At 67.1% G+C, this 24862-nt stretch carries 16 protein-coding genes; 8 read left to right on the top strand and 8 right to left on the bottom strand.

Annotation, left to right across the window (positions count from 1 at the left end):
- Positions 1-83: 83 nt before the first annotated feature.
- A complete protein-coding gene (locus A7X12_RS14480) occupies positions 84-3074 on the bottom strand; it encodes a TonB-dependent receptor (RefSeq protein WP_084445463.1) in 2991 nt (996 codons plus the stop codon).
- Between the two features lie 395 nt (positions 3075-3469).
- Here A7X12_RS14480 and A7X12_RS14475 point away from each other — a divergent pair, with 395 nt between their 5' ends.
- From A7X12_RS14475 to A7X12_RS14450, 6 genes are all read left to right on the top strand, one after another.
- Complete coding sequence (locus A7X12_RS14475; RefSeq protein WP_064312447.1) at positions 3470-4747, top strand: 3-keto-disaccharide hydrolase; 1278 nt, start codon at positions 3470-3472, stop codon at positions 4745-4747.
- Positions 4748-4805: 58 nt separating this feature from the next.
- Positions 4806-6119, top strand: coding sequence for a Gfo/Idh/MocA family protein (locus A7X12_RS14470; protein ID WP_064312295.1), 1314 nt, complete (start codon positions 4806-4808; stop codon positions 6117-6119).
- A gap of 1 nt (position 6120) precedes the next feature.
- Positions 6121-6954 (top strand): FAD:protein FMN transferase, encoded by an 834-nt coding sequence (locus tag A7X12_RS14465; protein ID WP_064312294.1) that lies wholly within the window; start codon positions 6121-6123, stop codon positions 6952-6954.
- Positions 6951-8213: a Gfo/Idh/MocA family protein gene (locus A7X12_RS14460; protein WP_064312293.1), complete on the top strand. Its 1263-nt coding sequence runs from the start codon at positions 6951-6953 to the stop codon at positions 8211-8213. Before A7X12_RS14465 ends, A7X12_RS14460 begins: the two co-directional genes overlap by 4 nt.
- 23 nt (positions 8214-8236) lie before the next feature.
- Complete coding sequence (locus A7X12_RS14455) at positions 8237-9418, top strand: Gfo/Idh/MocA family protein (protein WP_064312292.1); 1182 nt, start codon at positions 8237-8239, stop codon at positions 9416-9418.
- A 128-nt stretch (positions 9419-9546) separates the two neighbouring features.
- Positions 9547-11001 carry an MFS transporter gene (locus tag A7X12_RS14450; RefSeq protein WP_064312291.1) on the top strand — a complete coding sequence of 485 codons (1455 nt, stop codon included), beginning with the start codon at positions 9547-9549 and terminating at the stop codon, positions 10999-11001.
- Positions 11002-11836: 835 nt separating this feature from the next.
- Here the strand turns inward: A7X12_RS14450 and A7X12_RS14445 are convergent.
- Together A7X12_RS14445 and A7X12_RS14440 are read right to left on the bottom strand one after the other, a co-directional pair.
- Positions 11837-12991: a YdcF family protein gene (locus A7X12_RS14445; protein WP_064312290.1), complete on the bottom strand. Its 1155-nt coding sequence runs from the start codon at positions 12989-12991 to the stop codon at positions 11837-11839.
- Complete coding sequence (locus A7X12_RS14440; RefSeq protein ID WP_064312289.1) at positions 12991-15504, bottom strand: TonB-dependent receptor; 2514 nt, start codon at positions 15502-15504, stop codon at positions 12991-12993. The genes A7X12_RS14445 and A7X12_RS14440 overlap by 1 nt, the downstream gene beginning before the upstream one ends.
- 122 nt (positions 15505-15626) lie before the next feature.
- Here A7X12_RS14440 and A7X12_RS14435 point away from each other — a divergent pair, with 122 nt between their 5' ends.
- A complete protein-coding gene (locus A7X12_RS14435) occupies positions 15627-16760 on the top strand; it encodes an ROK family transcriptional regulator (protein WP_064312288.1) in 1134 nt (377 codons plus the stop codon).
- 19 nt (positions 16761-16779) lie between these two features.
- On the opposite strand, the gene A7X12_RS14430 is transcribed toward A7X12_RS14435, so the two are convergent.
- From A7X12_RS14430 to A7X12_RS14415, 4 genes are all read right to left on the bottom strand, one after another.
- A complete protein-coding gene (locus tag A7X12_RS14430) occupies positions 16780-18186 on the bottom strand; it encodes an efflux transporter outer membrane subunit (RefSeq protein ID WP_064312287.1) in 1407 nt (468 codons plus the stop codon).
- Positions 18187-18235: 49 nt separating this feature from the next.
- Positions 18236-21415 (bottom strand): efflux RND transporter permease subunit, encoded by a 3180-nt coding sequence (locus A7X12_RS14425; RefSeq protein ID WP_064312286.1) that lies wholly within the window; start codon positions 21413-21415, stop codon positions 18236-18238.
- A 117-nt stretch (positions 21416-21532) separates the two neighbouring features.
- Positions 21533-22783: an efflux RND transporter periplasmic adaptor subunit gene (locus tag A7X12_RS14420; RefSeq protein WP_064312285.1), complete on the bottom strand. Its 1251-nt coding sequence runs from the start codon at positions 22781-22783 to the stop codon at positions 21533-21535.
- Entirely contained in the window at positions 22761-23174 is a 414-nt protein-coding gene (locus tag A7X12_RS14415) for a hypothetical protein (protein WP_064312284.1), read from the bottom strand. The genes A7X12_RS14420 and A7X12_RS14415 overlap by 23 nt, the downstream gene beginning before the upstream one ends.
- A 496-nt stretch (positions 23175-23670) precedes the next feature.
- On the opposite strand from A7X12_RS14415, the gene A7X12_RS14410 reads away from it, so the two are divergent.
- On the top strand, positions 23671-24138 hold the full coding sequence (locus A7X12_RS14410; protein WP_064312283.1) for a hypothetical protein: 468 nt from the start codon (positions 23671-23673) through the stop codon (positions 24136-24138).
- 29 nt (positions 24139-24167) lie between these two features.
- On the opposite strand, the gene A7X12_RS14405 is transcribed toward A7X12_RS14410, so the two are convergent.
- Positions 24168-24779, bottom strand: coding sequence for a TetR/AcrR family transcriptional regulator (locus A7X12_RS14405; RefSeq protein WP_064312282.1), 612 nt, complete (start codon positions 24777-24779; stop codon positions 24168-24170).
- Positions 24780-24862 lie beyond the last annotated feature (83 nt).

Here is a 24862-nt window from a genome sequence, read left to right as displayed (position 1 = left end):
CTTAGCTAGAGCTTCCACATCGCGCAAAAGTTCCGGCAAGGGGCCCCGACCGACCGTGCGCCGGCCGGGGCAGGCGGGAGGCATCAGAAGACGAAATTGACCGCCAGTGCATAGGTCCGCCCGAAATAGGCAGTGTAGAGCGGGTCCTTGCGCACCGTGTCGACGGTGAGGCGATTGGTTTCGTTGGTGATGTTCTGCACCTCGGCGATCAGCTTGATATGATCGGTAAGGTTGTACGAGGCCGAGGCGTCGACGAAGATCGACCGGGCATTGGCGGTCGAATCCGCGTCGACCGATCCGCTCGGCACCGCGGTCAGGAACGACGAGCGGTAGTTGACCGTCGAGCGAATGCTGAACTTGCTGTCCTCATAATAGAGCGTACCGCTCGCCGTTTCGGGGGACAGACCGACCAGCGGCGCGGTGCGCGAAAGCGTCGGCGAGATGATGTAGCGGATGTTCGAGCGCACCCGCGTGAAGTTGCCCAGCGCACCGAAATTCCGGAGGAACCCCGGCAGGAAGGTGAAGGGCAGCTGCACGTTCACCTCGACGCCGCTCAGCGGACCGCCCGGCGTGTTGTTGCTGCGCTGAACGGTGAACTGGTCCGTCGGGCGCAGCTGGGTGCCGTTGAGCAGCGACAGCGGCAGACCGATGTCCTGGAAGGCGAGGCTCGTGCTCGTCGTCTGGATATAGGTCTCGATATTCTTGTGGAAATAGGCGACCGAGAGCAGCGAACCGGGCCGGAAATACCATTCCAGTCCCGCGTCCAGGGTATTGGCGCGGATCGGATCGAGGAACGGGTTGCTGAACGAGGCGGTCTGGATCACCAGGTTCGCCGACCCCGCCGGGATCAGCTGGCCATAGGAAGGCCGCGACATCACCCGCGCCGCCGAGAAGCGGGCGATGAGGCTCGGCGTGATGTCGAGCGCGAGGTTCATCGACGGCAGCCAATCCTCATAGGACCGGTTGACGTTGGAGATCACGAAGCGCGACGGATAGAGCGATCCGGCCGGCGCCGCGGTGGTGATCGGGCCATAGGTGTCGAGGCTGGTGCGGACATAGCGGACCCCGGCATCGCCGCGCAGCTTGAACGGCAGGATGTTCTCGGTGTCGAACTTGGCCATCACATAGCCGGACGAATATTTCTCGTAGACGCCGCCATAGGTGCCCTTGGCGCATTCGATGCTGCAATAGACATAGTTGTCGAGCCCGGTGACCCGGCGGAACTTGTCCGGATCGATCGAGACGAAGTCCTGCAGCTGGCCGCCGAGATTCTTGCCGATCCCGCTGGTGACGAAGCTGAAATCGGCGATCGACGCGCCGGCCGGCAATGCCAGCGGCGTGTTGGTGGCGAGCTGGCGTTCGCGCGCCGTATATTTGTTCGTCCGGTACTGGCCGCCGGCCTGGATCGTGAAGCCGGGCGTCACCTTCCAGTCGGCGTTCAGCTCGAAGGTCTTGCTGGTGATCGTGTTGCGGCGGATGAAGTTGGACAGCTGCCCGCGCTGGTCGCCATTGGCGAGCGGCGGCCCGTACTGGAACAGCGCGGCATTGGTGGTGTCGATACCGTAGCCGATCTTGGGGATATTGGGATTGTCGCGGAAATCGATCGACCAGTTGCGCGTGTCGTTGGAGTCGATCGCCACCTGCAGACGGTTCACGTCGAGCTGCGCTTGGTTGACGCCGGCCAGTCCGAACAGCCGGAAATTGTCCGAGAAGCGATGGTCGAAGTTGAAATTTGCCTGCTTGTATTCGGAAGTGAATCGCTCGTCCTGCATCTCGGACCGCAGGTCGACGCCGTCGAACAGGCCGTGGATCAGCGAGCCGTTGCCGTCGACCTCGATCTCGCGCACGGAGGTGAGCGGCTGGCCGTTGTTCGAGATGGCACGGCCGAACGAACGGGCGTCGAACATCGTGTCGATCCGCTTGACCTTGAAGCGCGAATAGAGGCCGTCGAGCGAGATGTCGGTATTGTCGTCGGGCTTCCACTGGAAGGTCAGCGAGCCGGCGAGACGTTCCTGGTTCTGGCTGCTCTTCACCGGGCGCGGCAGGCGCGGCAGGTACACGCCGCCGCCGGGCTTTCCGTTCACCCCGGTACGCTGCATGATATAGTCATACGTCGCCTGGTTGCCGGTCCGCGGGTTGTTGGTGCTGCAGTTGTTGGCGTCCGCACCGATCGCGGCGCCGCTCGGCTGGGTATAGCCGGGCACCGGGCTGTTCACCGGCGCGCCCTTGTAGATGTATCCGGCGGGGGTGCAGAAGGGGAAGATCACGCCGGCATTGGCCGTGCCCGCCGGCTGGGCGAGGCCGTAGACCGTCGTCGGCACGACATCGACTGCCGAATAGGCATATTCGTCGATATGGCGCTTGGAATAGGCGATGCTGCCGAGAATGCCGAAACTGTCGCCGAACTTCTTCGAGACGAGCGCGGACAGGCGCGGATCCGCGTCCTTGCGGATGTCGTTGTAGATGCCGCGCGCGGTGGCGGAGAAGACGAAGTCCTTCTTCTGGTCGAACGGCTTGGGCGCGCGCAGATCGACCGTCGCGCCGAGCGAGCCCTCCTCGACATCGGCCGAGGTCGTCTTGCGGACGGAAAGCGACGAGAAGATTTCGGTCGGGAAGGTCACGAAGTCGAACGAGCGGCCGGTCGCGACGCCGCCGCGAATGTCGCTGCCGCTGACCTGCGACACGCCTTCCATGCCGTTGATGCGCACGCGGGTGAACTGGGCGCCGAGACCGCGGACCGAGATGTTGCGCCCTTCACCGCCATCGCCGCGCGACAGCGCGACGCCCGGGATACGCTGCATCGACTCGGCGAGGTTCGAATCCGGAAACTTGCCGATGTCTTCTGCAACGATGCTGTCGATCGCGGCCGTTTCGGAGCGCTTCTGGTTGAGCGCGCTGTTGAGCGACGCGCGGAAGCCGGTGACGATGATCTCGGTAGCCTGCTGCCCGTCGCCCTCCTGCGCGGGAGCCGGTTGCTCCTGCGCGGTCTGTGCCGCGGCGGAAGTAGCGATCAATGCAGCGAGCGCGCTCGATGATACGAACAAAGCGCATTTGTGGCGACGATAGGTGCCCACATCCCCTCTCCCATTTCGCGCGCGCCCGTGTTTACGGTTTACAGTGCGCGGGTGTTGTCGCCCCGTCTTTCGGTGTACGACTGCAACAATGCGTAACAGGGTCGCTGCTGTCTGGCAACTGTGCCTTACCAATTACCCAGATAGCGTTGTCAGACCCTCAACCTGCCAGACAATGCGCTTGCAAGTGGCCCGACCACGTTTTACGCCAAGCAAATAAGGAGCTGTTCGCCGCAAGCCTTTGGTAGCGGACGATGCCCGGCAATAGGATGAGGGAAGTGATTGTGGCTCGCACGCTCGCGTTACTGGCTTTGACTGCGCTGTCTTCGGCCGCGCTTGCCCTTCCCTCCGCCCCGCCGCGGCAGGCGCGCACTGCCCCCGCGCCCTGGCGGGACCTGATGCCGAAGCCCGGCCTTGCCGGCTGGCACCGCACCGGCGGCAACGCCACCTACGAGATGGTGGGCGATGAACTGGTCGGCCGCGCCGTGATCGGCAAGGGCAATAGCTGGCTCGTCTCCGACCAGCTTTACGGCGATTTCATCGTCGAGTTCGATGCCAAGACCGACCCATCGCTCAACTCAGGCATGATGATCCGTGGTCAGAGCCGGCCCGACTACAGGAACGGCGTGGTGTTCGGCTATCAGGCGGAGATCGATCCGTCGCCGCGCGCGTGGAGCGCGGGCATCTATGACGAGCAACGTCGCCAGTGGCTGTACACGCTCGGCCGCAACGAGGCGGCGCGGAAGGCCTTCAGGCCCGGCGACTGGAACCATTACCGCGTCGAGGCGATCGGCCATCGCATCCGCACCTTCCTCAACGGCGTGCCCGCAGCCGACATCATCGACGACACAGATGCCCGCGGTTTCCTCGCCTTCCAGGTTCATGCGCTGCCCGATGCGGTCGCGGCGAAAGGCCCCGAGGTACGGTTCAAGGGCCTGCGTATCCTCACCGAGTCGCCCGCGCGCTATGCCCTGCCCGAGACGAAGCTCGAGCAACAGGGTTGGCAGCCCAACCAGTTGACCGCCGCCGAGCGCCGCGCCGGTTGGACGCTCTTGTGGGACGGCCACACGGCCAAGGGCTGGCGTTCGGCCAAGGGCGGCCCCTTCCCGGCCAAGGGTTGGAGCATCGCCGACGGCGTGCTGACGGTCGACAAGAATGGCGGGGGCGGCGATATCGCTACCGCAGCCATCTATCGCAACTTCGAGCTTTCGGTGGACTTCCGGTTGAGCGAGGGCGCCAATAGCGGCATCAAATATCTGCTGCCGCCGCTGCAGAATGGCGGCGTATCGAACGTCGGCTTCGAATATCAGCTGCTCGACGATGCGCGCCATCCCGACGCCAAGATGGGCCGCGACGGCAACCGTACCCTCGCCTCGCTCTACGACCTGATCCCGGCGCGCAACCTCTCCGACCCGTCGAGCCCCGGCAAGCGCGGCAACCCGCCGGGCGAGTGGAACCGCGCGACGATCCTGGTGCGCGGCACCCATGTCGAGCATTGGCTGAACGGCTTCAAGGTGGTCGAATATGAGCGCGGCTCGGACGCGCTCAAGGCGGCGATCGCCGAGAGCAAGTTCGCCAAGGTCACCGGATTCGGCACCACGGCCGACGGCGCGATTCTGCTGCAGGATCACGGCGACCGCGTCGACTTCCGCTCGATCAAGCTGCGCCGTTTCTGAGGAGCGCGCGCCGCGCCATTGAAATCACGACTATAAAGAACAGAGGGGAAGGCCTGCCATGTTCGACCGTCGAACGATGATGAAGGGCGCCGTCGCGACCGGCGCGATGGCGATCAGCGCGCGTAGCTATGCGCGCATCCTGGGGGCGAACGATCGGATCCGCGTCGGCATCGTCGGCGTCAACGGGCGCGGGCAGGCGCATATGAGCGCCTTCGCCAAACAGCCCAATGTCCAGGTCACCCATTTCGCCGATGTCGACTCCGCCGTGCTCGCCAAGCGCGCGGGCGAATTCGCGCAGCGCCACGGCAGCAAGGTCGAGACCACCGGCGACTATCGCCGGCTGCTCGATACCAAGGCGGTCGACGTCATCACCGTCGCCACCCCCGATCATTGGCACGCCAAGGTCGCGATCGACGCGATGAATGCGGGCCGCAACGTTTATATCGAAAAGCCGATCGGCATCGCCCCGGCCGAAGGCGAGGCGCTGATCGCCGCGCAGAAGCGCACCGGTCGCGTGCTCCAGGTCGGCAACCAGCAGCGCTCCAGCATCGAGACGCGTCAGCTGCTCGACCTGATCCGCGCCGGGGAATTGGGCGACGTCTACGAGGCACAGACCTGGTATGCGAACAACCGCAAGTCGATCGGCAAGGGCCAGATCGTGCCGCCGCCCGCCAATCTCGACTGGAATATGTGGCAGGGTCCGCGGCCGCGCGGACCGTATCGCTCGAACCTCGTCCACTACAACTGGCACTGGTTCTGGAAATACGGCACCGGCGAGATCTGCAACAACGCGATGCACGAGCTCGACATCGCCCGCTGGCTGATGGGCGTGACCTACCCGACCACCGTCACCGCGCGCGGCGCCCGCCGCTTCTACCAGGGCGACGACTGGGAGATGTACGATTCGCTCGCGCTGAACCTCGGCTTCGACGGCGGCCGAACGATCCGCTGGGACGGCGAGAGCTGCAACGGCATGCTCCGCTATGGCCGGGGCCGGGGCACGCTGCTGCTCGGTACCAAGGGGTCTGCGGTGGTCGATCGCAACGGCTTCGAGCTGTACGACCTCGCCGGCAAGCGGATCCGCGAAGTGAAGGCGCCAGCGGAATCGGAGACGACCGGCACCGTCGGCGAAGGTGCCCTGGACGTGTATCACGCCGCCAACTTCCTCGGCGTGGTCCGCGGCACCGAGACGGCGCTGCACTCGCCGATCCAGGAGGGGCATATCAGCACCACGCTCTGCCACCTCGGCAACATGGCCTATCGTACCGGCGGCGCGATCACCGTCGACCCCGCCACCGGCAAGCCCAGGGAGGCCGCCGCGCGCAAGCTCTGGGCGGTCGACTACGAACCCGGCTGGGAGGTGCGCGGCTGAGATGACCGACATGGAGGCGAGCGTGGCGCGGTTCGCCGCCATGGGCACGCGGGTCGAACTGCACCTGTTCGGCTGCGACGACCCCGCCGCACTCGCCGCCGCCAAGGCCGCGATCCTCTCGGTGGAGGACGCGCTGACGATCCACCGGCCGTCACCTGCCACGGCGTTGAACCGCGTGCTGTCGCTGGGGGCGGGTGCCGTGGTGGAGGATGCGCTGTTGTTCGAGGCGCTGCTGGCGGTGGATACGCTCTGGCGCGCGACCGGCGGTCTGTTCGATCCGAGCCTGGGCGCCTGGGCCACGCTCTCCCTTGATCGCAAAACCCGACAGGTAGCCGCCGGACGCCCGTTGACGCTCGACTTTGGCGGCTTCGGCAAGGGCTTCGCACTCGATCGAGCAACCCGCGCATTGCGGGCGATGGGGGTGCCATCGGCGTTGCTGTCGGCGGGCGAAAGTTCGATCGCGGTGATCGGGCAGCATCCGCTGGGCGGCGGCTGGCCGCTCGCGATCCCCCATCCAAACGATGCGGCGGCCTGGCTCGTCGAGATGGAGGTAGCGGATGCGTCGCTCTCCATTTCGTCGACGGCCGGTGCCGGCGTCGCCAAGCCTGGGCGCGCGGCGATGGTCCGACCGACCGACGGCGCCCTTGTCTCCGCGCCCGCCACGGCCATCGCCGTTGCCGCCACCGGCGCGGATGCCGAGGCGTGGAGCACCGCGCTGCTCGTCGCCGAGGACATCACGGCTGAGCGGCTCTGCGCCGCAGCGCCCGAGCACCGCTTCCGCTTTTCCCATGCCGCGCCCGTCGGCGCCGCGCGATCAATGGAACCTACCGCATGACCGACAACGATTTCGCGCTGTCCCGCCGCACCTTCCTCGATCGCGTACTGCTCGCCTCCGCCGGCGTGGGGATGAGCGCCGCCGCCCCCTGGGCCGCCCGTGCCGCCGAGGATATCGCCAAGGGCGCGCGCGTGCGCATCGGCGTGATCGGCACCGGCGATCGCGGCCGCACGCTGATCCAGAACCTCAACAAGACGCGCAACTGCACCGTCGCCGCGCTGTGCGACAATTTCGAGCCGCACATGGCAAAGGCGCGCGCCTATGTGCCGGCGAACACGCCGATCTATACCGATCACCGCAAGATGCTCGAGGCCCGCCAGGTCGACGCAGTGGTGATCGCCACCCCGCTCGACCTCCATGCCCGCCACACGATGGACGCGCTCGACGCCGGCTATCCGGTGTTCTGCGAAAAGGCGATGGCACGGACGATCGCCGATTGCGGCGCGATGGTCACCCGCGCCCGTGCACGCGGCAAGATCCTCCAGATCGGCCATCAGCGGCTGTTCAACCCGACCTATCTCAACGCGCTCAAGCGCGCCCAGGCCGGCGAGATCGGCCCGATCACCCAGATCCGCGCCAGCTGGCACCGCAACCGCAGCTGGCGCCGCCAGATCCCGCCCGGCGGCACCGAGCGCGAGATCAACTGGCGGCTCTATCGCGATCGCTCGGCCGGGCTGATGACCGAGCTGGCGACGCACCAGCTCCAGGTCGCCAACTGGTTCATGGGCGGGCTGCCGACCCGGGTGATGGGATCGGGCAGCATCTGTTTCTGGAAGGACGGCCGCGACGTCTACGACCAGGTCGCGCTGATCTACGATTATTCGGATGGGCGAAAGGTGATCTACACCTCGATGCTCAACAATGCCCGCTATGGCTGCGAGGAGCAGATCCAGGGCAGCAAGGGCACGATCGAGCCCGAGCTCGGTCGCATCTACCAGGAGGTCCAGCCCGGCGCGGTGCCCGCCCTCGCCCGCATGCGCGCCGATGTGCAGGCCGGCCGCAAGAACACCGTGCCGATCGGCGGCGCCACCTGGTTCCCCGAACTCCCCGTCACCACCCCCGGCGATTCGCTCGGCTGGGGCGAATATGACGAGACGATGCTCCAGTTCGAGGGCTTCGGCGAAGCGGTGCGCAGCGGCAAGGAAGTGCCGGGCCTGCTCGCCCAGGCCTATCATGCGAGCGTCGCCTCGCTGCTCGGCGAGCAGGCGATCGATCAGGGCAAGGCGCTCGCCTGGCCGACCGACCTCGTCACCTTCTGACCTTCTCCCCAAGGGACACCATCATGGACATGATCGACCGCCGCCTGCTCCTCGCCAGCGCCGGCCTTATCGGCGCCGGGCTCGCCCGCACGGCCCGCGCCCAATCGACCGCGCAGGGCAACGGCGTCTCCGCCAATGCCGCGCCGACCGGGCCGGACCCGAGCGCCAAGGACCGCATCCGCTTCGCCGTGATCGGGCTCGACCATTCGCACATCTACGCGATGACCGACGCGCTGATCCGCGGCGGCGGCACACTGGTGGCGGTGCATGCGGGCGATCCCAAGCAGTTGGTCCCCTTCCGCGCCCGCTATGGCGACGTGAAGGTGGCGCGCAGCGAGGCCGAGATCCTCGACGACAAGAGCGTGCAGGTGGTCGCCAGCGCCTCGATCCCCAATCTCCGTGCGCCGCTCGGCGTCCGCGTGATGCGCTCGGGCAAGGACTTCCTCTCGGACAAGCCGGGCATCACCAGCCTCGCCCAGCTCGCCGAGGTGCGCCGGACGATCGCCGAAACCAGGCGCAAGTTCGCAATCATGTATTCGGAACGGCTTGAGGTGCGCGCGGCGGTGAAGGCGGGCGAGCTGGTCCATGCCGGCGCGATCGGCCGCGTGGTGCAGACGATCAACATCGCCCCGCACCGGGTGAGCGCGCCCAGCCGCCCCGCATGGTTCTGGGACGTCGCCAATTATGGCGGCATCCTCACCGATATCGGCAGCCATCAGGCCGACCAGTTCGTCTTCTACACCGGCTCCACCGAAGCCCATGTCGTCGCGTCGCAGGTCGGCAATTACGCTACGCCGAACCATCCCAAGTTCCAGGATTTCGGCGACATGATGCTGACCGGCAATGGCGGCACCGGCTATGTCCGCGTCGACTGGTACACCCCCGACGGCCTGCCGACCTGGGGCGATGGCCGCGTCTTCATCCTCGGCACCGAGGGCTATATCGAGCTGCGAAAATATGTCGACATTCAGGGGCGGCCGGGTGGCAACCACCTCTTCCTCGCCGACGCCAAGGGCACCCGCTATATCGATTGCAGCACCGTGCCGCTGCCCTTCGGTCCGCAATTCGTGACTGACATAGTCCAGCGCACCGAGGTCGCGCAGAACCAGGCACAGGCACTGCTCGCCGCCGAGCTGGTGCTGACCGCGCAGGACAAGGCGCGGACACTCGCGGGCGGGCAGCGGCCCCCGGTGCAGGGAGGATGATGTTCCGACCGTCGCCAAAATGACACCAAGCCTTTCTACCGCCAAGACGGTGGAGACCGGGCGCGATGCCGCCGCCCGGCCGATCGTTCGGGACGCGCCCTATCGCTGACATCGCCTCAGAAGGCCGGATGCTCGCCTATGCGTCCGGCAATTTCGGCAAGGCCCTCGTCTTCAGCGGCGCGGACCTGACGATCCTGTTCCTGCTGACCGACGTGCTGAAGTTACCCGGCACGCTGGCGGCGGGGCTGATGCTGTTCGCCGTCGGCGGAGACCTGGTGTTCGATCTGCTGGCCGCCCGGCTGGTGATCCGCTGGCGCGCGGCGGGCCGCGGCTATCGCTGGGCGGTCACCTTCGCCGCCATTCCCTCCGCCGCCGCCTTCGCGCTCATCTATGCGATGCCCGCGCTGGGGCTCCATCGGGCCTGGATGCTAGCGGCGGCGATCCTCATTTTTCGCGGGGCCTATGCGCTGGTTGACGTGCCACACAATGCGATGATGGCGCAGGTGACCAGCGACAGCCGCGCGCGGGGCCGCGTCTCGGGCTATCGCCTGCTGTTCAGCACCGCGAGCGCGCTGACGATCGCCGCCGTGCTGACCCCGCTGGTCCAGCAGGCCGGGCGTGCCCATCATTTCGGCGCGCTGGCGCTGACCGGCATCGGCGCGGGACTGGCCTTTGCGCTGACGATGTTGCTGTGCGCCTGGGCCTCGGCCGGCCGGCGTACGGATGCGGCGCCGCGTCCGTGCACCGGAGACGGAATTGCCGTGCCCCTCCGCGATCCGATGGTGCTGGGCATGGGCGCGCTCGCGCTGCTCACCGGGTTCGCGATGCCGTGTTTCGGGCGCATGCTGATCTATCTCGGCAGCTATGTGGTGGATCGGCCCGGGGCCGTGACGATGCTGCTCGGTGCGATGACCTGCGGCCAGTTTGCCGGGGTGCTCGGCTGGACCGCGCTGACCCACCGCCACAGCAAGAGCCGGCTGCTTGCCGCGGGACATGCGGTAAGCGCGTTCGGCATGCTGCTTTTCGCCATGACGATCGCGTGGCCGCCGGGCCAGCTGGCCGCCGCGGCGCTGATCGGCTTCGGCTTTGCGAGCGTGTTCATGCTGCCCTGGGGCCTGCTCGCCGATGCGGTGGACGTGGTCCAGTGGCGGCACGACCGCCGTTTCGAAACCGGGCTGTTCGCCTTCTACCTGGTGCTGGTGAAGGCGAGCGGCGCCGCCGCCACCGCGACGATCGGCTGGGCGCTGGCGGCGCTCGGCTATGTGCCCGGGGCCGTCCAGCCGCTGGCGGTGCGGCTGGGCATGCTGGGGCTGGGTCTGGGTGTGCCCCTGGCCGGCGCGCTGCTGGCGATGCTGCTGCTCCGCCGCTTCACCCTCGATCATGATCGCCACGCGCGGCTGCTGCGCGCGCTCGACTGGCGGGCGTGCCGTCAGGCAGGGGCCGAGCCGGTTTCCGGGTCGAAGCGGGGATTGGAGAAATCCAGCGGCGACGGCGTAACCTTGGCGGGGGGTACTGCGCTTTCCGCCCAGGCGCGGCAGAGCATGTCGCGCAGCATCGCCGCACCCGCCGCCGTCCGCTCATAGATCAGCGCGCGCACGTCCTTATCGGCCGGGTTGGCGAAGCCGTCGCGCTTTTCCAGCTGGTAGACCCGCTCCATCCGGTCGCCCGACTGGTCGAGAAAGCCGAGCACGGCCGTGAACATGTCGCCCTGCTGGTGGCCCACCGCGCCGATCTGCCCGACGATGTCCCCCGGCTGCAATCCGATGGCGTCGACGAAACGGCTCTCGAACCGCCCATGGATGCTGCGATCGCGGGTATAGTTGTTGGGGTTGGGGCCGAGCCAGCCGTCCGAGTTGACGGAGTCGTGCAGCGGCTGCGCGCCGTCGCCGATATAATGGCCGAGCCGGATCACCTGGAAGGCGCAGTTCTGCTCTGGCGCCGAGGCATCGCTGCCGCTCGCCTGCGCCGCGCGGATCGCCCGCATGCACACGATCAGCCGCTCATAGGCTTCCATCGCGGCATAGGGCAGCGTGCCCGTCCAGCGGATATTGGTGCGCGCGGCGGTGGCGGGATCGCTGTCCTTGATCGTCTCGTACCGCTTGTACAGCGCGATGATGAACGCGTAGCGCGAGCGCGGAATGGGCTTCAGGAAGGTGAACTGCTCGCGGAACCAGCCATGGTTGGGATCCTCCTCGATCTTGGAGAAGCCTTCGGAGTCGCCGCGCCAGCTGTCCGGGACCGTTGCCGAGGCGGCGATATAATCGGCATAGCGCCGCAGGAAGGTGGGGCCGTTGTCCGGGATCGCCTGGATCGCGGCGCGATCGATCACGGCATGCGCCGTATGGCCCCAGGCATGGGCGACGGCGGGGCAGAGCATGAGAGCGGCAGCCAGGGCGAAGCGGCGCATCGCGGTTCCTTTCAGGGATCGAGGGGGTCGCGCGGGTCTACGCGCTCGGACAGGCGCGACGGGCGGAACACCAGTTCGGTCGGCGAGACCCGGCGGACGACCTTGCCGGGCTGGTAGCCGAGTTCGGCGGCGTTGCGCGCGGTGAACTTCGCGCTTTCGATATAGGCGCTCTGGAGCGGGTTGCAGACGATTATCGTCTCCGCGTCCAGCGGCGCGCCCATGGTTGCGAGCAGCCGGCTGGCGTTGCGCAAATTCGTGGTGGTGTGGCGGGCATAGGGTTCGCTGACGATGGCGTCGGCCGGAATGCCGTAGCGCTCGATCAGCGCCTGGCGCATTTCATCCGCCTCGGTGAACGGCGTCCCGCGGGGGTGCGCCCGGCCGCCGGTGACGAGGATGAAGGCGATGTCGCCCTGCGCGAACCGGCGCGCGGCCAGGCGGAGATGGACTTTCCCGAAGGGGCTCAGCGGCTCGCCCTCGATCTCCGGGCCGACACCGGTGACGATCATCGCGCTGTAGCGATAGCGCTTCCACTCGAGCGTCTTGGCGCGGGCCATCGGGGCAGCATTGGCACGGCCAGTCAGCGGCTCGTGGCCGATTGCGTCGGTGCGGTCGCTCACGTCGAGCAGCGCAAGCGCGTAATCGACGCTCGGGTCGAACTGCTGCGCCGATCCCGCACGCGGCGTCTCGGCGAGCCAGTCGGCCGCCTGGAGCCGTGCCTGGTGGTCTTGGGGCGACACCGTGCCGGGGCCGTCGATCGCCGTGGTGGGGATCGCACCCAGCGCATAGGTGCGAAGGATCAGGTTGATACCCGCGATCTCACGATCCACCTGCCCGGCAAGGCCGTCATCGGCCCCCGGCAGCTTTTCCGCCGCCACCGCCCGGCGCAGCGTATCCGCCTCGCGATCGCTCCACAGCAACGCCTGCGCGCGACACGCTAGATCCGCGCCACACGCCGCTCGCCGCTCGCGCCGCGCGCGCAAAAGGGCCTCCATGCCCGGCGCACGCGCGATCCGCGCGAGTGCGGCGGGGTCGTGCCCCGCCGCGTCGAGCATCGGGAACAGCCGCGCGGCCAGCGCCGCCATCACCGCGTCCCCTGCCGCCTCGGCCGAAGCCGAGGCGGCGATCACGCTCAGCGCGAGCGCCATTGCCGAGAACAGCGGACGCATCACCAGCTGCGGCTGACGATGAAGCGGAAGTTACGGCCGAACAGCGGACGGCCATAGATCGCCTGGCTCGAACCCTGGCCGGCGAACTGGTCGGTGCGGGTGTTGCCCTCGGTCAGGCCATGGGCGTTGAACAGATTGTCGCCCACCACCTGGAAGTGCCATGCGTTCCAATCGAGCGAGGCGCCCGCGCCGGTCGTCTGGTAGCCCGGCATGGCGGTGCGGTTGAACAGGTCGACATAACGCCGGCCCACCCATTCATAGCGGCCGAAGATCGAGACCTTCTTGTCGCCCAGCTCGAAGTCGAAGCTGGGGCGCAGATTGCCGAAGAACTTCGCCTCGCGGATGATCTGCTTGCCGTTGACCGCGCTGGGGTCCGCGCCAGAGTTATTCTGGAGATTGGCATATTCGGGGTTCTGCCAGGTCACCGAGCCATCGAGCGAGAACCAACGGATCGGAGACACGCGACCATCGACCTCGACGCCCTTGACCGAGGCCTCGCCGATGAACGGCAGCGTCTGGTCGTTGCGGCCGGTGACCGGGTTAAACGCCGCGAACGAGGCATTGAACGGGTTGAACTTCGTGTAGAAGCCGGTGGCATAGAGATAGTTGGAACCGAAGCTCGCCTTGAGGCCGACTTCATACTGGCGCGCCTTGGTCTTGACGATCGTGGCGTTGATGCCGGTCACCACGCCGAGCTGCGGCGGCACTTCGAGGTTGGAGATGCGACCATAGGCGCCGAAATGGCCGTTCAGGTCGTAGTTGGCGCCAACGGTCCAGTTGGTCGCGCTGGGCTTCAGACGCTGGTCGAGCACCTGGCCGGTAAAGGCGCGGGTAGTGTCGTCGGCAAGCGTCGTCGAGTCGCCCAGATTGACCTGGGTGGTCGGCAACGCGATGCCCTTGTAGCTGTATTTCTCGGTGCGGATGCCGGCGTCGACGCGCAGGCCGCGGGCGATCTCCCAGGTGTCGTTGGCATAGAAGGCGATCATCTGCGCGTCGCCCTCGCCCTGGTTGAGCGTGGTGGTGTAGCGCAACACACCGTTCTGGGTGACCGAACCCAGCACCTGCCCGGTCGCCGAATAGGCGAGCAGATCGAGCGTGCGCGGCTGGCTGCGCACTTCGATCAGCATGTCCTGATAGGCCTGGAGCAGCGTGTTGCCGTAGAAGGCGCCGTACAGCCCGACGCGGACATCGTGGCTGCCGATCGCGGTGTCGAACTTGCGGGTGACGCTGAGGTCACCCTGCACCGAATAGAAGTCCGATTCCGACGCGCGATACTGGCCGGACATGATCAGCCCCGACGCGGTCGAGGGATCGTAGACCGAGGCGCCGTTGGTGCCGGCAAAGGCATAGCCGAGCCGCGTCACATTCGCCCCGAACGCGGTACGCGCCGCGTTCAGATAGCTGGAGGCAAAGGTCGTCGCATCGGCGGGGTTGGTCGTGGAATAAAAGGCGTCGAAGCTCGACTTGCCCTTGGTGCCCCCGACCTTCGCGGATACCTGCCAGCCGCTGAAATCGGCCTGATAGTCCAGCGCCGCGTTGAAGAATCGCATGTGACGGCCGTTGGAAAGGTCACGCGTCATGCTCTGCAACGCGCCCGAGCCGTCGCGATATTTAATGTTGACGTTGCGCAGCGACGGGGAGTTCAGCGTACCCTCGAAGTAATCGATATAGTTGTTCAGCGAGACCGAGGGGTTGCGCGGATCATTGGTCGGGATCGGCAGGTAGAAGAGATTGTGGTCGTTCACATATTCGGCCGAGACCTTGACATAGCCGTTGCTCAGCTGGTGCTTGATATTGGCGCGGATCTGGCCGCCCTTGTCGCTGGGGAAGCCGCCATAGCGATAGCCGTCATGCTGGCGGATAAAGCCGCCGATCGCATAATAGGTGTTCTCGCTGAGCGGCCCGGACTGCATCGCATCGAGCCGGTAGAGGCCGGTATCGCCCAGCGTGACCTGCGCCTTGCCGCGCGCCTGCGGGCCACCCGAGACGGTGATGTTGTTGGCGATCGCCGCCGCGCTGCTCGCATAGATCGGCGCCGGGCCGCCGCGTACAATCTCGACCCGCTCGGTCATCAGGTCGTAGCGGTTCATGCCTTCGCCGGAGTTGAAGAAGACGCCGTCGATCTCGTGATAGAGCGGCAGCCCGTCCTGCTGGAAGATCAGATAGCCGCGATCGGTCGGGATGCCGCGAATGCGGGTGATGTTCTGCACCTCGCCGCCCGTCGCCTCGACCTGGATGCCGGGAACGGTGCCGAGCAGGTCGGCGAAGCTCTTCGGCGCGATCTTCTGGACATCCGCCTGGCTCAGCGAATTGATCGCGTAGGAGACGTCGAAGCGGCGCTGCGCGCGGGCCGATCCGGTGACGATGATGTCGTTGGCGCCGTCTTCCGCCGTCTGGGCCGGATCGGCGGCGGGCGTGGTGGTGGCCGTGGTCGTGGTCTGGGCGAGGGCCGGCAGTGCCAGGACGTTCAGCGCAAGCACCGCGCAGCTGACGGTCAGATCATGCTTCGTCATCGGAGGTTCCCCTTTGTTTTTGGCAGGTTTGGTCGCCCGATGCGGAGAGTCCATGACAGATTTATTTATTCCTTAGAAAATAAATGGAATGCCGGCCGCACAGGGGGTACGAGCTACCGGAGATGAGACACCAGCCCCTGCCCCTGCTGGACGAAGAGAAGCGGCTGCTGTGGCAATTGCGTCTCCAGGGCGCGCAATCGCGTTCTGCGCTCGCCGACTCGCTCCAGATCAGCAACAGCGCGATTTCCAAGCTGACGCGAACGCTGATCGGCCAAGGGCTGGTCGAGGAGCTGCCGTCCGACGCGCCGACGGGGCGCGGCCGCCCGATGGTGCCGCTCCGCATCTCCCCGGCGGGCGGCTATGCGGTGGGGCTGGCGCTCTATGCCGGCATTCTGGAAATCGCGATCGTCGATTATGCCGGTGGGGTGATCGCGCTGACCTCCGAGAAGATAGCGGCGATTGATCCTGAAGAATTCGCCCGCCATGTCGACCGGCGCATCCATGAGCTGGCTCTCGAGCATCGGCTGCTGGGACGCCGGCTCTATGGCGTGGGCTTCAGCGCACCGGGGCCCGCGCTGTCACGCGACGGCAACCGCTGGCACATCGTCCGCAACCTGCCCGGTTGGAAGGATGCGCCGCTGCGCACCATTCTGGAGGAGACGCTGCGGCTGCCGATCTGGATCGAGAACGACGCGACCGCCGCCGCGCTTGCCGAATATTATCTGGGCGGGCTGATCCGCCGCTGCACGACCGCGGTCGTCCTGCTGCTTGGCCACGGCGTGGGCGCCGGGATCATCCATGAGGGACGATTGATGCGCGGCGAAGGCGGCGGTGCGGGTGAGATCGGCATGTTCTATCCCGGCGACCGGCCACGCCCTACCACGCTGGACCTGATCGCTACGCTGCAGGCGGCCGGCTGCGCGGTCCATTCGCTCGCGGACTTTTGTGACGCGATCCGCGGCTATGAGGATGTGATCGCCCGCTGGCAGGATCGTGCGGCGGACCAGTTGCTTCACACGATCAACTCCGCACTCGCCTGGCTGGATCCGGGCGCTATCCGGCTGATGAGCCCGCTCCCGGCGCCGATCATGCGCGGCCTTGCCGAGCGGCTGAACCGCGGGGCGGTGATCTGGGGCGACCATGTCGCCGCGCGCGAGGGTGGCACTTTCCCGATCGAGATTTCCGAACTCGGCGGCGGCGGCTCGGCGCTGGGGGCGGCACTGCTGCCGATCCACGCGTCGATCGCGCGCAGCTAGCGCGATCGACGCGTGGGGGTCACGCCGTCCGCTGCCAGCCGCCACCCAGCGCGCGGAACAGGTTGACCTGCGCCTCCGCGATCGCGGCATCCGCCGTCGCAAGCGCGGCCTGCGCATCGGCAAAGGTGCGCTCGGCATCGAGCAGGTCGAGCGAGTTGATATCGCCCTCGGTCTGGCGGGCGCGGGCGATACGCACCGCCGCTTCGGCTTCGTCGAGCGCGGCCTGCAACGCGGTGCGGCGTTCGAGCGCGCGGCCATAGGCGGAGAGCGCCGTCTCGGTCTCCTGCAGCGCAGTCAGCACCGTGCCGTCGAAGGTGGCGAGTGCGGCGCGGCTATCCGCCTCGGCCGCCGCGATCCGGGCACGCGCCGGTGCCGGGTTCACCGTCCAGTTGATCAGCCCGCCGACCAGCCAGCGCAGCGGCCCCGCACCGAAGATGTTGCCGAAATCATTGCCCGTCGATCCGCCGGACGCCCCCAGCGAAATACGCGGATAGAGATCCGCCGTCGCCACACCGATCCGGGCGGTGGAGGCGGCAAGCCGGCGCTCGGCGGCGCGCACATCCGGCCTGCGGGCGAGCAACGCAGCGCCATCGCCCACCGGGATCGGCTGGTCGAGTCGAAGCGTAGTGTGCCGCTCGCGCGCCTCGGCAGGCAGTTCTGCGGGCGTCTTGCCGATCAGCGTCGCGAGGCGGAACAGCGCCGCATCCCGCTGGGCGGCGAGCGCCGGCACGTCCGCCTGGCGCTGGTTGCGGAGCGCCGCGATACGCGCAACATCGAGCCGGGTGGCAAGGCCGACATTGCGGCGGCGCTGGGTCAGGTCGATCGACCGGTCCAGCAGCGCGACGATGCGCTCGGCGACCGCGAGGCGCTCCGCCGAGGAGACCGCATCGGCATAGGCACGTGCCGTATCCGCGGCGACGATGACGCGTACCGCCTCGGCATCGCCTTCGGCCGCGGCGACATCGCCCCGCGCGGCCTCGACATTGCGCGAAAGCCGTCCGAACAGGTCGACCTCATAGGAGACGTTGAGACCGGCATCGATCTGCCAGTCCTCCTGCGCCGTGCCGATCGGGCGCTGCCCTTGCGACAGCCTTCCATAATTGGCGCCGGCGCTCGCCGTGCCCTGGGGCAAGCGATTGGCAGTTGCGCCGCGCAACGTTGCGCGGGCGCGCTCGATGCGGGCGACCGCGACGCGAATGTCGGTATTGGCGGCGAGCGCTTCCGTCACCAGCCGGTCGAGCACCGGATCATTGTAGAGCCGCCACCAGCCTTCCTGCACCGGTGCGGTCGAAACCGCCGGGCTGGTGGAGAGAAACGCCCCCGCGGCGCTCTGCGGCCGGGCAGGTGCCGTGTAATTCGGCCCGGCGGCGCAGGCGGAAAGCGCCAGCGCCGAGACTGCGGCCATGATCGAAGCCATGCGTTGCATGCGAAATCTCCTGCGACGGGCGCATGGGGCGCCCGTCGGTTGGTTCAGTTTACTCGGCCGGCTGGAGCTGGGAGTGATCGCCACCCTGCCCGCGCCGCCGGGCGAGCCGGGCACCCAGCGCGCGGCACACCACGTAGAAGGTCGGCGTGAACAGCAGGCCGAAGCCGGTGACGCCCATCATCCCGAAGAACACGGCAGTCCCCAGCGCCTGGCGGAGCTCCGCACCCGCACCGCTCGCGATCAGCAGCGGCACCGCGCCGAGGATGAAGGCGAAGCTGGTCATCAGGATCGGCCGCAACCGGTCCTGCGCCGCCCGCACCGCGGCTTCCACCGGCGACAAACCGTCGCGGACTTCCGCCTGGTGGGCGAACTCGACCACGAGGATCGCGTTCTTGGCGGCCAGCGCGATCAGCACGACCAGCCCGATCTGCGTCAGCACATTATTGTCCATGCCGCGCAGATTCACGCCCGCCATCGCCGCCAGCAGACACATCGGCACGATCAGGATGATCGCCAGCGGCAGCGTCAGGCTCTCATATTGCGCCGCCAGCACCAGGAAGACGAACAGCACCGCCAGTGCGAACACCAGGCCCGCGGTGCTTCCCGCCATCTTCTGCTGATAGGCGATGCCGGTCCACTCGCCCGCATAGCCCGCCGGCAGCTCGGCCGAGAGCTTCTCCATCGCGTCGAGCGAGGCGCCCGAGCTGTAGCCCGGCGCGGTATCGCCATCGACTTCCACCGCCGGGAACAGGTTGTAGCGCGTCACGCGATACGGGCCCGTCTTGTTCTCAAAGGTCGCGACCGACCCGATCGGCACCATGCCGCCGGCATCCGAGCGCGTCTTGAGGTTGGCGATGTCGGCTTCGGTCGCCCGGAAGGGCGCGTCGGCCTGCGCGGTCACGCGATAGGTGCGGCCGAGCATGTTGAAGTCGTTGACGAAGGCCGAGCCGAGATAGACGTTGAGCGCTTCGAACACCCGCTCCGGCGGCACGCCCAGCATTTCGGCCTTGCGGCGGTCGATATCGGCGAAGACGCGCGGCGTCGCGGTGTTGAAGAAGGTGTAGACCTGGGCGAGCCCCGGCGTCTTGTTGGCCTGGCCGATCAGTCCGAAGGCGGTATTGCCCAGCGCCTGATAGCCGTGCTCGCCGCGGTCCTCGACCATCAGGCGATAGCCGCCGGCCGAACCGATGCCCTGGATGAGCGGCGGCGGGACCACGAGCAGCATCGCCTCGTTGATGTCGGCGGTGCGCTTGCGTGCCTCGGCCATGATGCCGGCGATGTTGACGCCGAGCTTCTTGCGCTCCTCGAAGCTCTGCAGCGGCACATACGCCGCGGCGCTGTTCGGGGCGAGCGTCTGCGACGGGCCGTCGAAGCCGGCGAGCATCACCGAGCCCTTCACGCCCGGGATCGGCAGGATACGCGCGACGACCTTGCGCATCACTTCATCGGTGCGTTCGAGTGACGAGCCCGGCGGCAGCTGGATGACCGTGAGGAAGTAACCCTGGTCCTGCGCCGGGATGAAGCCGACCGGCGTCACCCAGAAGGTCGCCACCGTCGCGGCGATCAGGCCGGCATAGACGACCATCATCCGCTTCGGCCGGGTGACCAGCTTGTGGGTCAGCCGGGCATAGCCGTTGCTCATCCGCTCGAAACCGCGGTTGAACGCGTCGGCGGCGCGGCCGAAGAAGCGACCGATGCCGCCGCGGCGCTCGCCATGCTCCTCATGCTTCAGCAGCAGCGCGGCGAGTGCCGGCGACAGCGTCAGCGACACGAGCAGCGAAATCGCGGTGGCGACCGAGATCGTCACGGCGAATTGCTTGTAGAAGGCGCCCGACAGGCCGTTCAGGAACAGCGTCGGCAGGAACACCGCGAACAGCACCAGCACGATCGCGACCAGCGCGCCCGACACTTCGTCCATCGAGGTGCGCGCCGCCTGGAGCGGGGTCATGCCCTGCGCCAGGTTGCGCTCGACATTCTCGACCACGACGATCGCGTCGTCGACGACGATGCCGATGGCGAGCACCAGCCCGAACAGCGACAGGTTGTTGAGCGAATAGCCCAGCGGCAGCAGCACCGCCATGGTGCCGATCAGCGAGACGGGGATCGCCACCACCGGGATGATCGCCGCCCGCCACTTCTGGAGGAACACGATCACGACGAGGACGACGAGGATCACCGCCTCGCCGAGGGTATGGTACACCGCGTCGATCGACTGGGCGATGAACTCGGTGGGGTTGTAGATCACGCGATATTCGAGACCCTTGGGGAAGGTCTTCGAAATCGACTGCATCTCCGCCTCGATGCGCTGCGCGGCGGCAAGCGCGTTCGAGCCCGGGCGCTGGAAGGCGGCCAGGATCACGGTCGGCTTGTTCGAGAGATAGGTGTTGGACGAATAGTCGGCGGCACCTAGCTCGACGCGGGCGACGTCGCTGACGCGGACCTGGCGGCCCTCGGTATCCGTACGGATGACGACACGGCCGAATTCGGCCGGGGTCTTCAGGCGGCCCTGCGTCTCGACGTTGAGCTGGAAGGCATTGCCGCTGCGCTGCGAGCCGGGCTGGCCGAGCGAGCCCGCCGCGACCTGGATGTTCTGCCCGCGCAACGCCTGGACGATGTCGCCGGCGGTGAGGTTCAGCGCGGCGGCACGGCCGGGATCGATCCACACGCGCATCGCATAGTCGCGCGCACCGAACATCCGCACGTCGCCCACGCCTTCGAGCCGCGCGAGGCGGTCCTTCACCTGGGTCAGCGCATAGTTGGAAATGTAGCTGCGATCGATCGAGTTGTCGGGCGAGATCAGGTTGACCACCATCAGGAAGTCGGGGCTGGTCTTGCGCGTGACGACGCCGAGGCGCTGCACTTCCTCGGGCAGACGCGGGATCGCGACCGCGACGCGGTTCTGCACCAGCACCTGCGCGGCATCGAGATTGGTGCCGGTCTTGAATGTCACCGTGATAGTCACCGCACCGTCACCGGTCGACTGCGACGACTGGTAGAGCATGTCGTCGACGCCGTTGATTTCCTGCTCGATCGGCGCGGCGACGGTTTCCGCCACGGTTTCGGCCGAGGCGCCGGGATAGCTGGCCGTCACCGTGACCGTCGGCGGCACGATGTCGGGATATTGCGAGATCGGCAACGCGAAATAGGCGATGCCGCCCAGGATCGTGATGATGATCGCGATCACCGCCGCGAAGATCGGGCGGGTGATGAAGAAGCGTGAGAGGCGCATGGCCTTCTCCTTTTGCGAGCGGACGCGCGTGCCCGCGCCCGCATGGGATCACGCGGACGGGACACACGGGAAACTACCTGCCGCCGGGTATCGGGGTGGGGCCCGGCGGCAGTTCAATCAGCGGGCGAAGGTAGCCTGGCCCGTGATCGGAGCGGAGACGGTCGGCGCGTCGGTCGCGGCGGCCGGCGTAATGGTGCCGGCCTTGGGCTGCACCTTGCCACCGGGCTGCGCCATCTGGGTACCGGCGATCACCACCTTGTCCTGGGGCGCGAGGCCCGAGCGGACGATACGGAGGCCGTCGACCACCGGACCGAGCACCACCGGCTTGGGCACCACGGTACCATCAGCGTTGACGGTCAGCACCAGCTTGCGGGCCTGATCGGTCTGGATCGCCGCGTCGGGCACCAGCAGCGCCTGCGCCGTGCCGCCCGCGGCGAGCCGCATATTGCCGAACATGCCCGGCGTCAGGAACATGTCCTTGTTCGACAGTACCGCGCGACCGCGGATCGTGCCCGATTTGGGATCGAGCCCGTTGTCGGTGAAGTCGATCTGGCCCTTCCAGCGATACTCGCCTTCGTCCTGCAGCCGGATCTCGACCGGGCTGGCGGACGACCCCGCCGCGCGCTTGGCCTTGAGGAACAAAGCTTCCGAACCGTCGAAGGTGAAGTAGATCGGGTCGAGCGCGTTGATCGTAGTGAGCAGCGTCCCCCCCTGCCCTTCTCCGGCGGCGACCAGATTGCCCGGATCGACTCGGCGATCGGAAATCCGGCCCGAAATCGGCGCACGCACCTGGGTGAATTCGACATCGAGCGCACGGGCGCGGACCCGGGCCTCCGCCGCGGCGACAGCGGCAGTGGCCGCGCGGACGCGGGCCTGAAGGCGTTCGACATCGCTTTTCGACACGGCTTCCACGCTCACCAGCCGCTGGGCGCGGTCGAGGTCGGAACGGGCGAGCGCCAGATCGCTCTGCGCGCTCGCTACGCCCGCCCTGGCCTCGGCCAGCGCGGCGGTGAACGGACGCGGATCGATGGTGAAGAGAAGCTGCCCCTGCTTCACCACCATGCCGTCCTTGAAGTGGATCGCGGTGACTGCCCCCGACACGCGCGGCCGCACCTCGACGGTACGGCTCGCTTCGAAGCGACCGACATATTCGTCCCACTCGTTAACCTCGCGTGCGAGCGGCGTGGCGACGGTGACGACGGGGGCGGCCGGCGCGGCAACGGCGGGCGCGTTCCGCCCGCTCAAGCCAAAGCCGGCGGCGACCACGCCCACCGGCACGACGACCAGCGCCGCCTTTTGCCAGGTGCGCAGACGCTTGGGGCGGCGCTCGGCCACCGCTTCGCCCTCAATGGGCGTATGCATGTTCATGACGATTCCCCTGATTCAGGGCCGCGCGACCGCGGCTGATGCTGGTAAGCAGCGTCTCCAACTGGCCCGGCGTGTAACCGGCCGCGTGGAAGCGCTGGATTTCGGACTGGGGCACGCGGAACCCGCGATGCCAGGAGATCACGGCGATGCGGCGCAGCGCCTCGAGCTTGGGATCCGCCAGCCGCGGATTGCCACGCTCGCCGCCGAAGATCACGCCGAACGCGATCGAGAGGCGGCTCGGCGCCTCCAGCGAGGACATGCGATCACGCTGGGCGATGGCAACCACCTGCCATTCGAGCGCGGTCAGCCTGGTTTCCTCACGCGGGGTGGCGAGAAAGGCGGGCAGCACCGCAGCGTTGCCAGCCATGTCGGTGAGATCGAGATATGCCATGTCATTCTCCCTCGGTTGCACCGGCGGGGAGCAAGGCTCCGCCCTCCCGGAAAGCGCCTCTTGCGGTTCCGGGTGCCGGGATAAATTCAGTTGGTTGCGGGCCATGGATCGCAGCGATGTCTCGCCACGTCCATCTGCCGTACGGCAGCGCTGCTTCTACGTTGGTATGAAAGTTTGAGCCCTAGGGCTCACCCCGTTTCTTGCGTGCAAGCTGGCGCATGTCCGCGTCTCCGTCTGCCCCGCGACCCCGTGGGGGCGGCGGATCACCTTCTATACCAGTCGGTATATAAGTCGCGCTGCGGTGCGTCAACAGGCTTTTTATACCGGCCGGTATTTTTCCTCGCAAGTGCGTTTTGCGAAGGTGAAACGTTTTATTTTCAACCCGCTGCCGCCGCGGCTACCGCTCGGTTTGCCATCCCCCCGGTCGCCGGCTACACGACCATTGCCCAGGCGTTCCAAACGTCTGCATCGTCGTCGTACGAAGGAGACTTGCCCGATGCGCCGTGCCGTCCTCGTTGCCGCCGTTCTGCTCGCCGCTTGTGGATCCAAGGAAAAGTCCACGACGATCGCCGGCACCACCTACAAGACCGACGAGAGCGCCGGCACGTCCTCGATCACCACGGCGAACGGCAGCATCAAGACGACCCAGGGTGCCGCCGCCGCTGCGGTGGTGATGCCCGCCTATGCGCCGGTCTATCCTGGCGCGACCGTCGACGGGGTGATTGAAACCGAATCGGGCGGCCGCAAGACCAAGATGGTGACGCTCGCATCCAAGGATCCGGTCGCCAAGGTCGGCGATTTCTACAAAACCGCGCTCGCCAAGGAGGGATGGAAGCTGCCCCAGTCCATGCTGATGGCCGACGCGGCGATGATCACCGGCGAGAAGGACGGCAAGCAGGTTTCGGTGATGGTCTCGAAGCAGGAAGACAAGACCGGGATCGTGCTGACCATTCCCAATGACTGAGCGCAGGCCGGTCTAGCGAATGGCCAGGCTCAGCGCGCCGGCCACATCGACAGGCTGGTCTGGACGAGACGCTCGAGATCGGCGCAGCTGGTGCCCGCCCCGCCCTGCAGCGCGATGCCCTGGATCAGGGCGATGATATAGGAGGTCAGGCCCTCCGGATCGGCGTGCGGCGGAAGATCGTCTTCGGCCTTGGCGCGCTCGAACCGCTCGACGATCGCCCGCTTGGCCGCCTCGCCGCGCTTGAGCACTTCCTCGCGAATCGACTCGGCCTCGGCACCGCACGCCACCGAATTGATCACGCCCATGCAGCCCTTGGGATCGCTGGTGTCACGCTGCCGCTCCAGTGCGCCCCGCAGCAGCGCTTCCGCCACGCCCCGCGCGGTCGGGGCTTCCAGCGCGCGGCCGATATAGCACATCTTCTCGCGCTCGTAGAGATCCAGCGCTTTGCAGAACAAGGATTCCTTGTTGCCGAACGCGGCATAGAGACTGGGTCGCGTAATGCCCATCGCCTCCGTGAGGTCGGTTAGCGAGGCACCTTCATAGCCCTTGGTCCAGAAGATACGGAGCGCCGCCGTCAACGCCTCGTCGACGTCGAACTCACGGGGGCGACCCTTGGCCACGGTACAAGCAGCGGTTTTCATAACGAGCGGTATATAACCCCTGCCGCGCTGGATTGCCAGTCCGCGGTTTCCCCAGGCGCCGAAGCGCGGTGGGGGCTAGAAAC

The sequence above is a fragment of the Sphingomonas sp. TDK1 genome (assembly GCF_001650735.1).
Taxonomy (GTDB): Bacteria; Pseudomonadota; Alphaproteobacteria; order Sphingomonadales; family Sphingomonadaceae; genus Sphingomonas.
Note: the sequence above shows the minus strand (reverse complement) of the source record. Positions and strands in the feature narration are given on the sequence as shown.

What these genes read in the sequence shown, in the direction of transcription:
- A7X12_RS14430 (WP_064312287.1), bottom strand. Translation starts at nt 18,186, where the DNA reads ATGCAACGCATGGCTTCGATCATGGCCGCAGTCTCGGCGCTGGCGCTT.
- A7X12_RS14455 (WP_064312292.1), top strand. Translation starts at nt 8,237, where the DNA reads ATGGACATGATCGACCGCCGCCTGCTCCTCGCCAGCGCCGGCCTTATC.
- A7X12_RS14470 (WP_064312295.1), top strand. Translation starts at nt 4,806, where the DNA reads ATGTTCGACCGTCGAACGATGATGAAGGGCGCCGTCGCGACCGGCGCG.
- A7X12_RS14410 (WP_064312283.1), top strand. Translation starts at nt 23,671, where the DNA reads ATGCGCCGTGCCGTCCTCGTTGCCGCCGTTCTGCTCGCCGCTTGTGGA.
- A7X12_RS14440 (WP_064312289.1), bottom strand. Translation starts at nt 15,504, where the DNA reads ATGACGAAGCATGATCTGACCGTCAGCTGCGCGGTGCTTGCGCTGAAC.
- A7X12_RS14460 (WP_064312293.1), top strand. Translation starts at nt 6,951, where the DNA reads ATGACCGACAACGATTTCGCGCTGTCCCGCCGCACCTTCCTCGATCGC.
- A7X12_RS14435 (WP_064312288.1), top strand. Translation starts at nt 15,627, where the DNA reads ATGAGACACCAGCCCCTGCCCCTGCTGGACGAAGAGAAGCGGCTGCTG.
- A7X12_RS14420 (WP_064312285.1), bottom strand. Translation starts at nt 22,783, where the DNA reads ATGAACATGCATACGCCCATTGAGGGCGAAGCGGTGGCCGAGCGCCGC.
- A7X12_RS14445 (WP_064312290.1), bottom strand. Translation starts at nt 12,991, where the DNA reads ATGCGTCCGCTGTTCTCGGCAATGGCGCTCGCGCTGAGCGTGATCGCC.
- A7X12_RS14415 (WP_064312284.1), bottom strand. Translation starts at nt 23,174, where the DNA reads ATGGCATATCTCGATCTCACCGACATGGCTGGCAACGCTGCGGTGCTG.
- A7X12_RS14405 (WP_064312282.1), bottom strand. Translation starts at nt 24,779, where the DNA reads ATGAAAACCGCTGCTTGTACCGTGGCCAAGGGTCGCCCCCGTGAGTTC.
- A7X12_RS14465 (WP_064312294.1), top strand. Translation starts at nt 6,121, where the DNA reads ATGACCGACATGGAGGCGAGCGTGGCGCGGTTCGCCGCCATGGGCACG.
- A7X12_RS14425 (WP_064312286.1), bottom strand. Translation starts at nt 21,415, where the DNA reads ATGCGCCTCTCACGCTTCTTCATCACCCGCCCGATCTTCGCGGCGGTG.
- A7X12_RS14450 (WP_064312291.1), top strand. Translation starts at nt 9,547, where the DNA reads ATGCTCGCCTATGCGTCCGGCAATTTCGGCAAGGCCCTCGTCTTCAGC.
- A7X12_RS14475 (WP_064312447.1), top strand. Translation starts at nt 3,470, where the DNA reads ATGCCGAAGCCCGGCCTTGCCGGCTGGCACCGCACCGGCGGCAACGCC.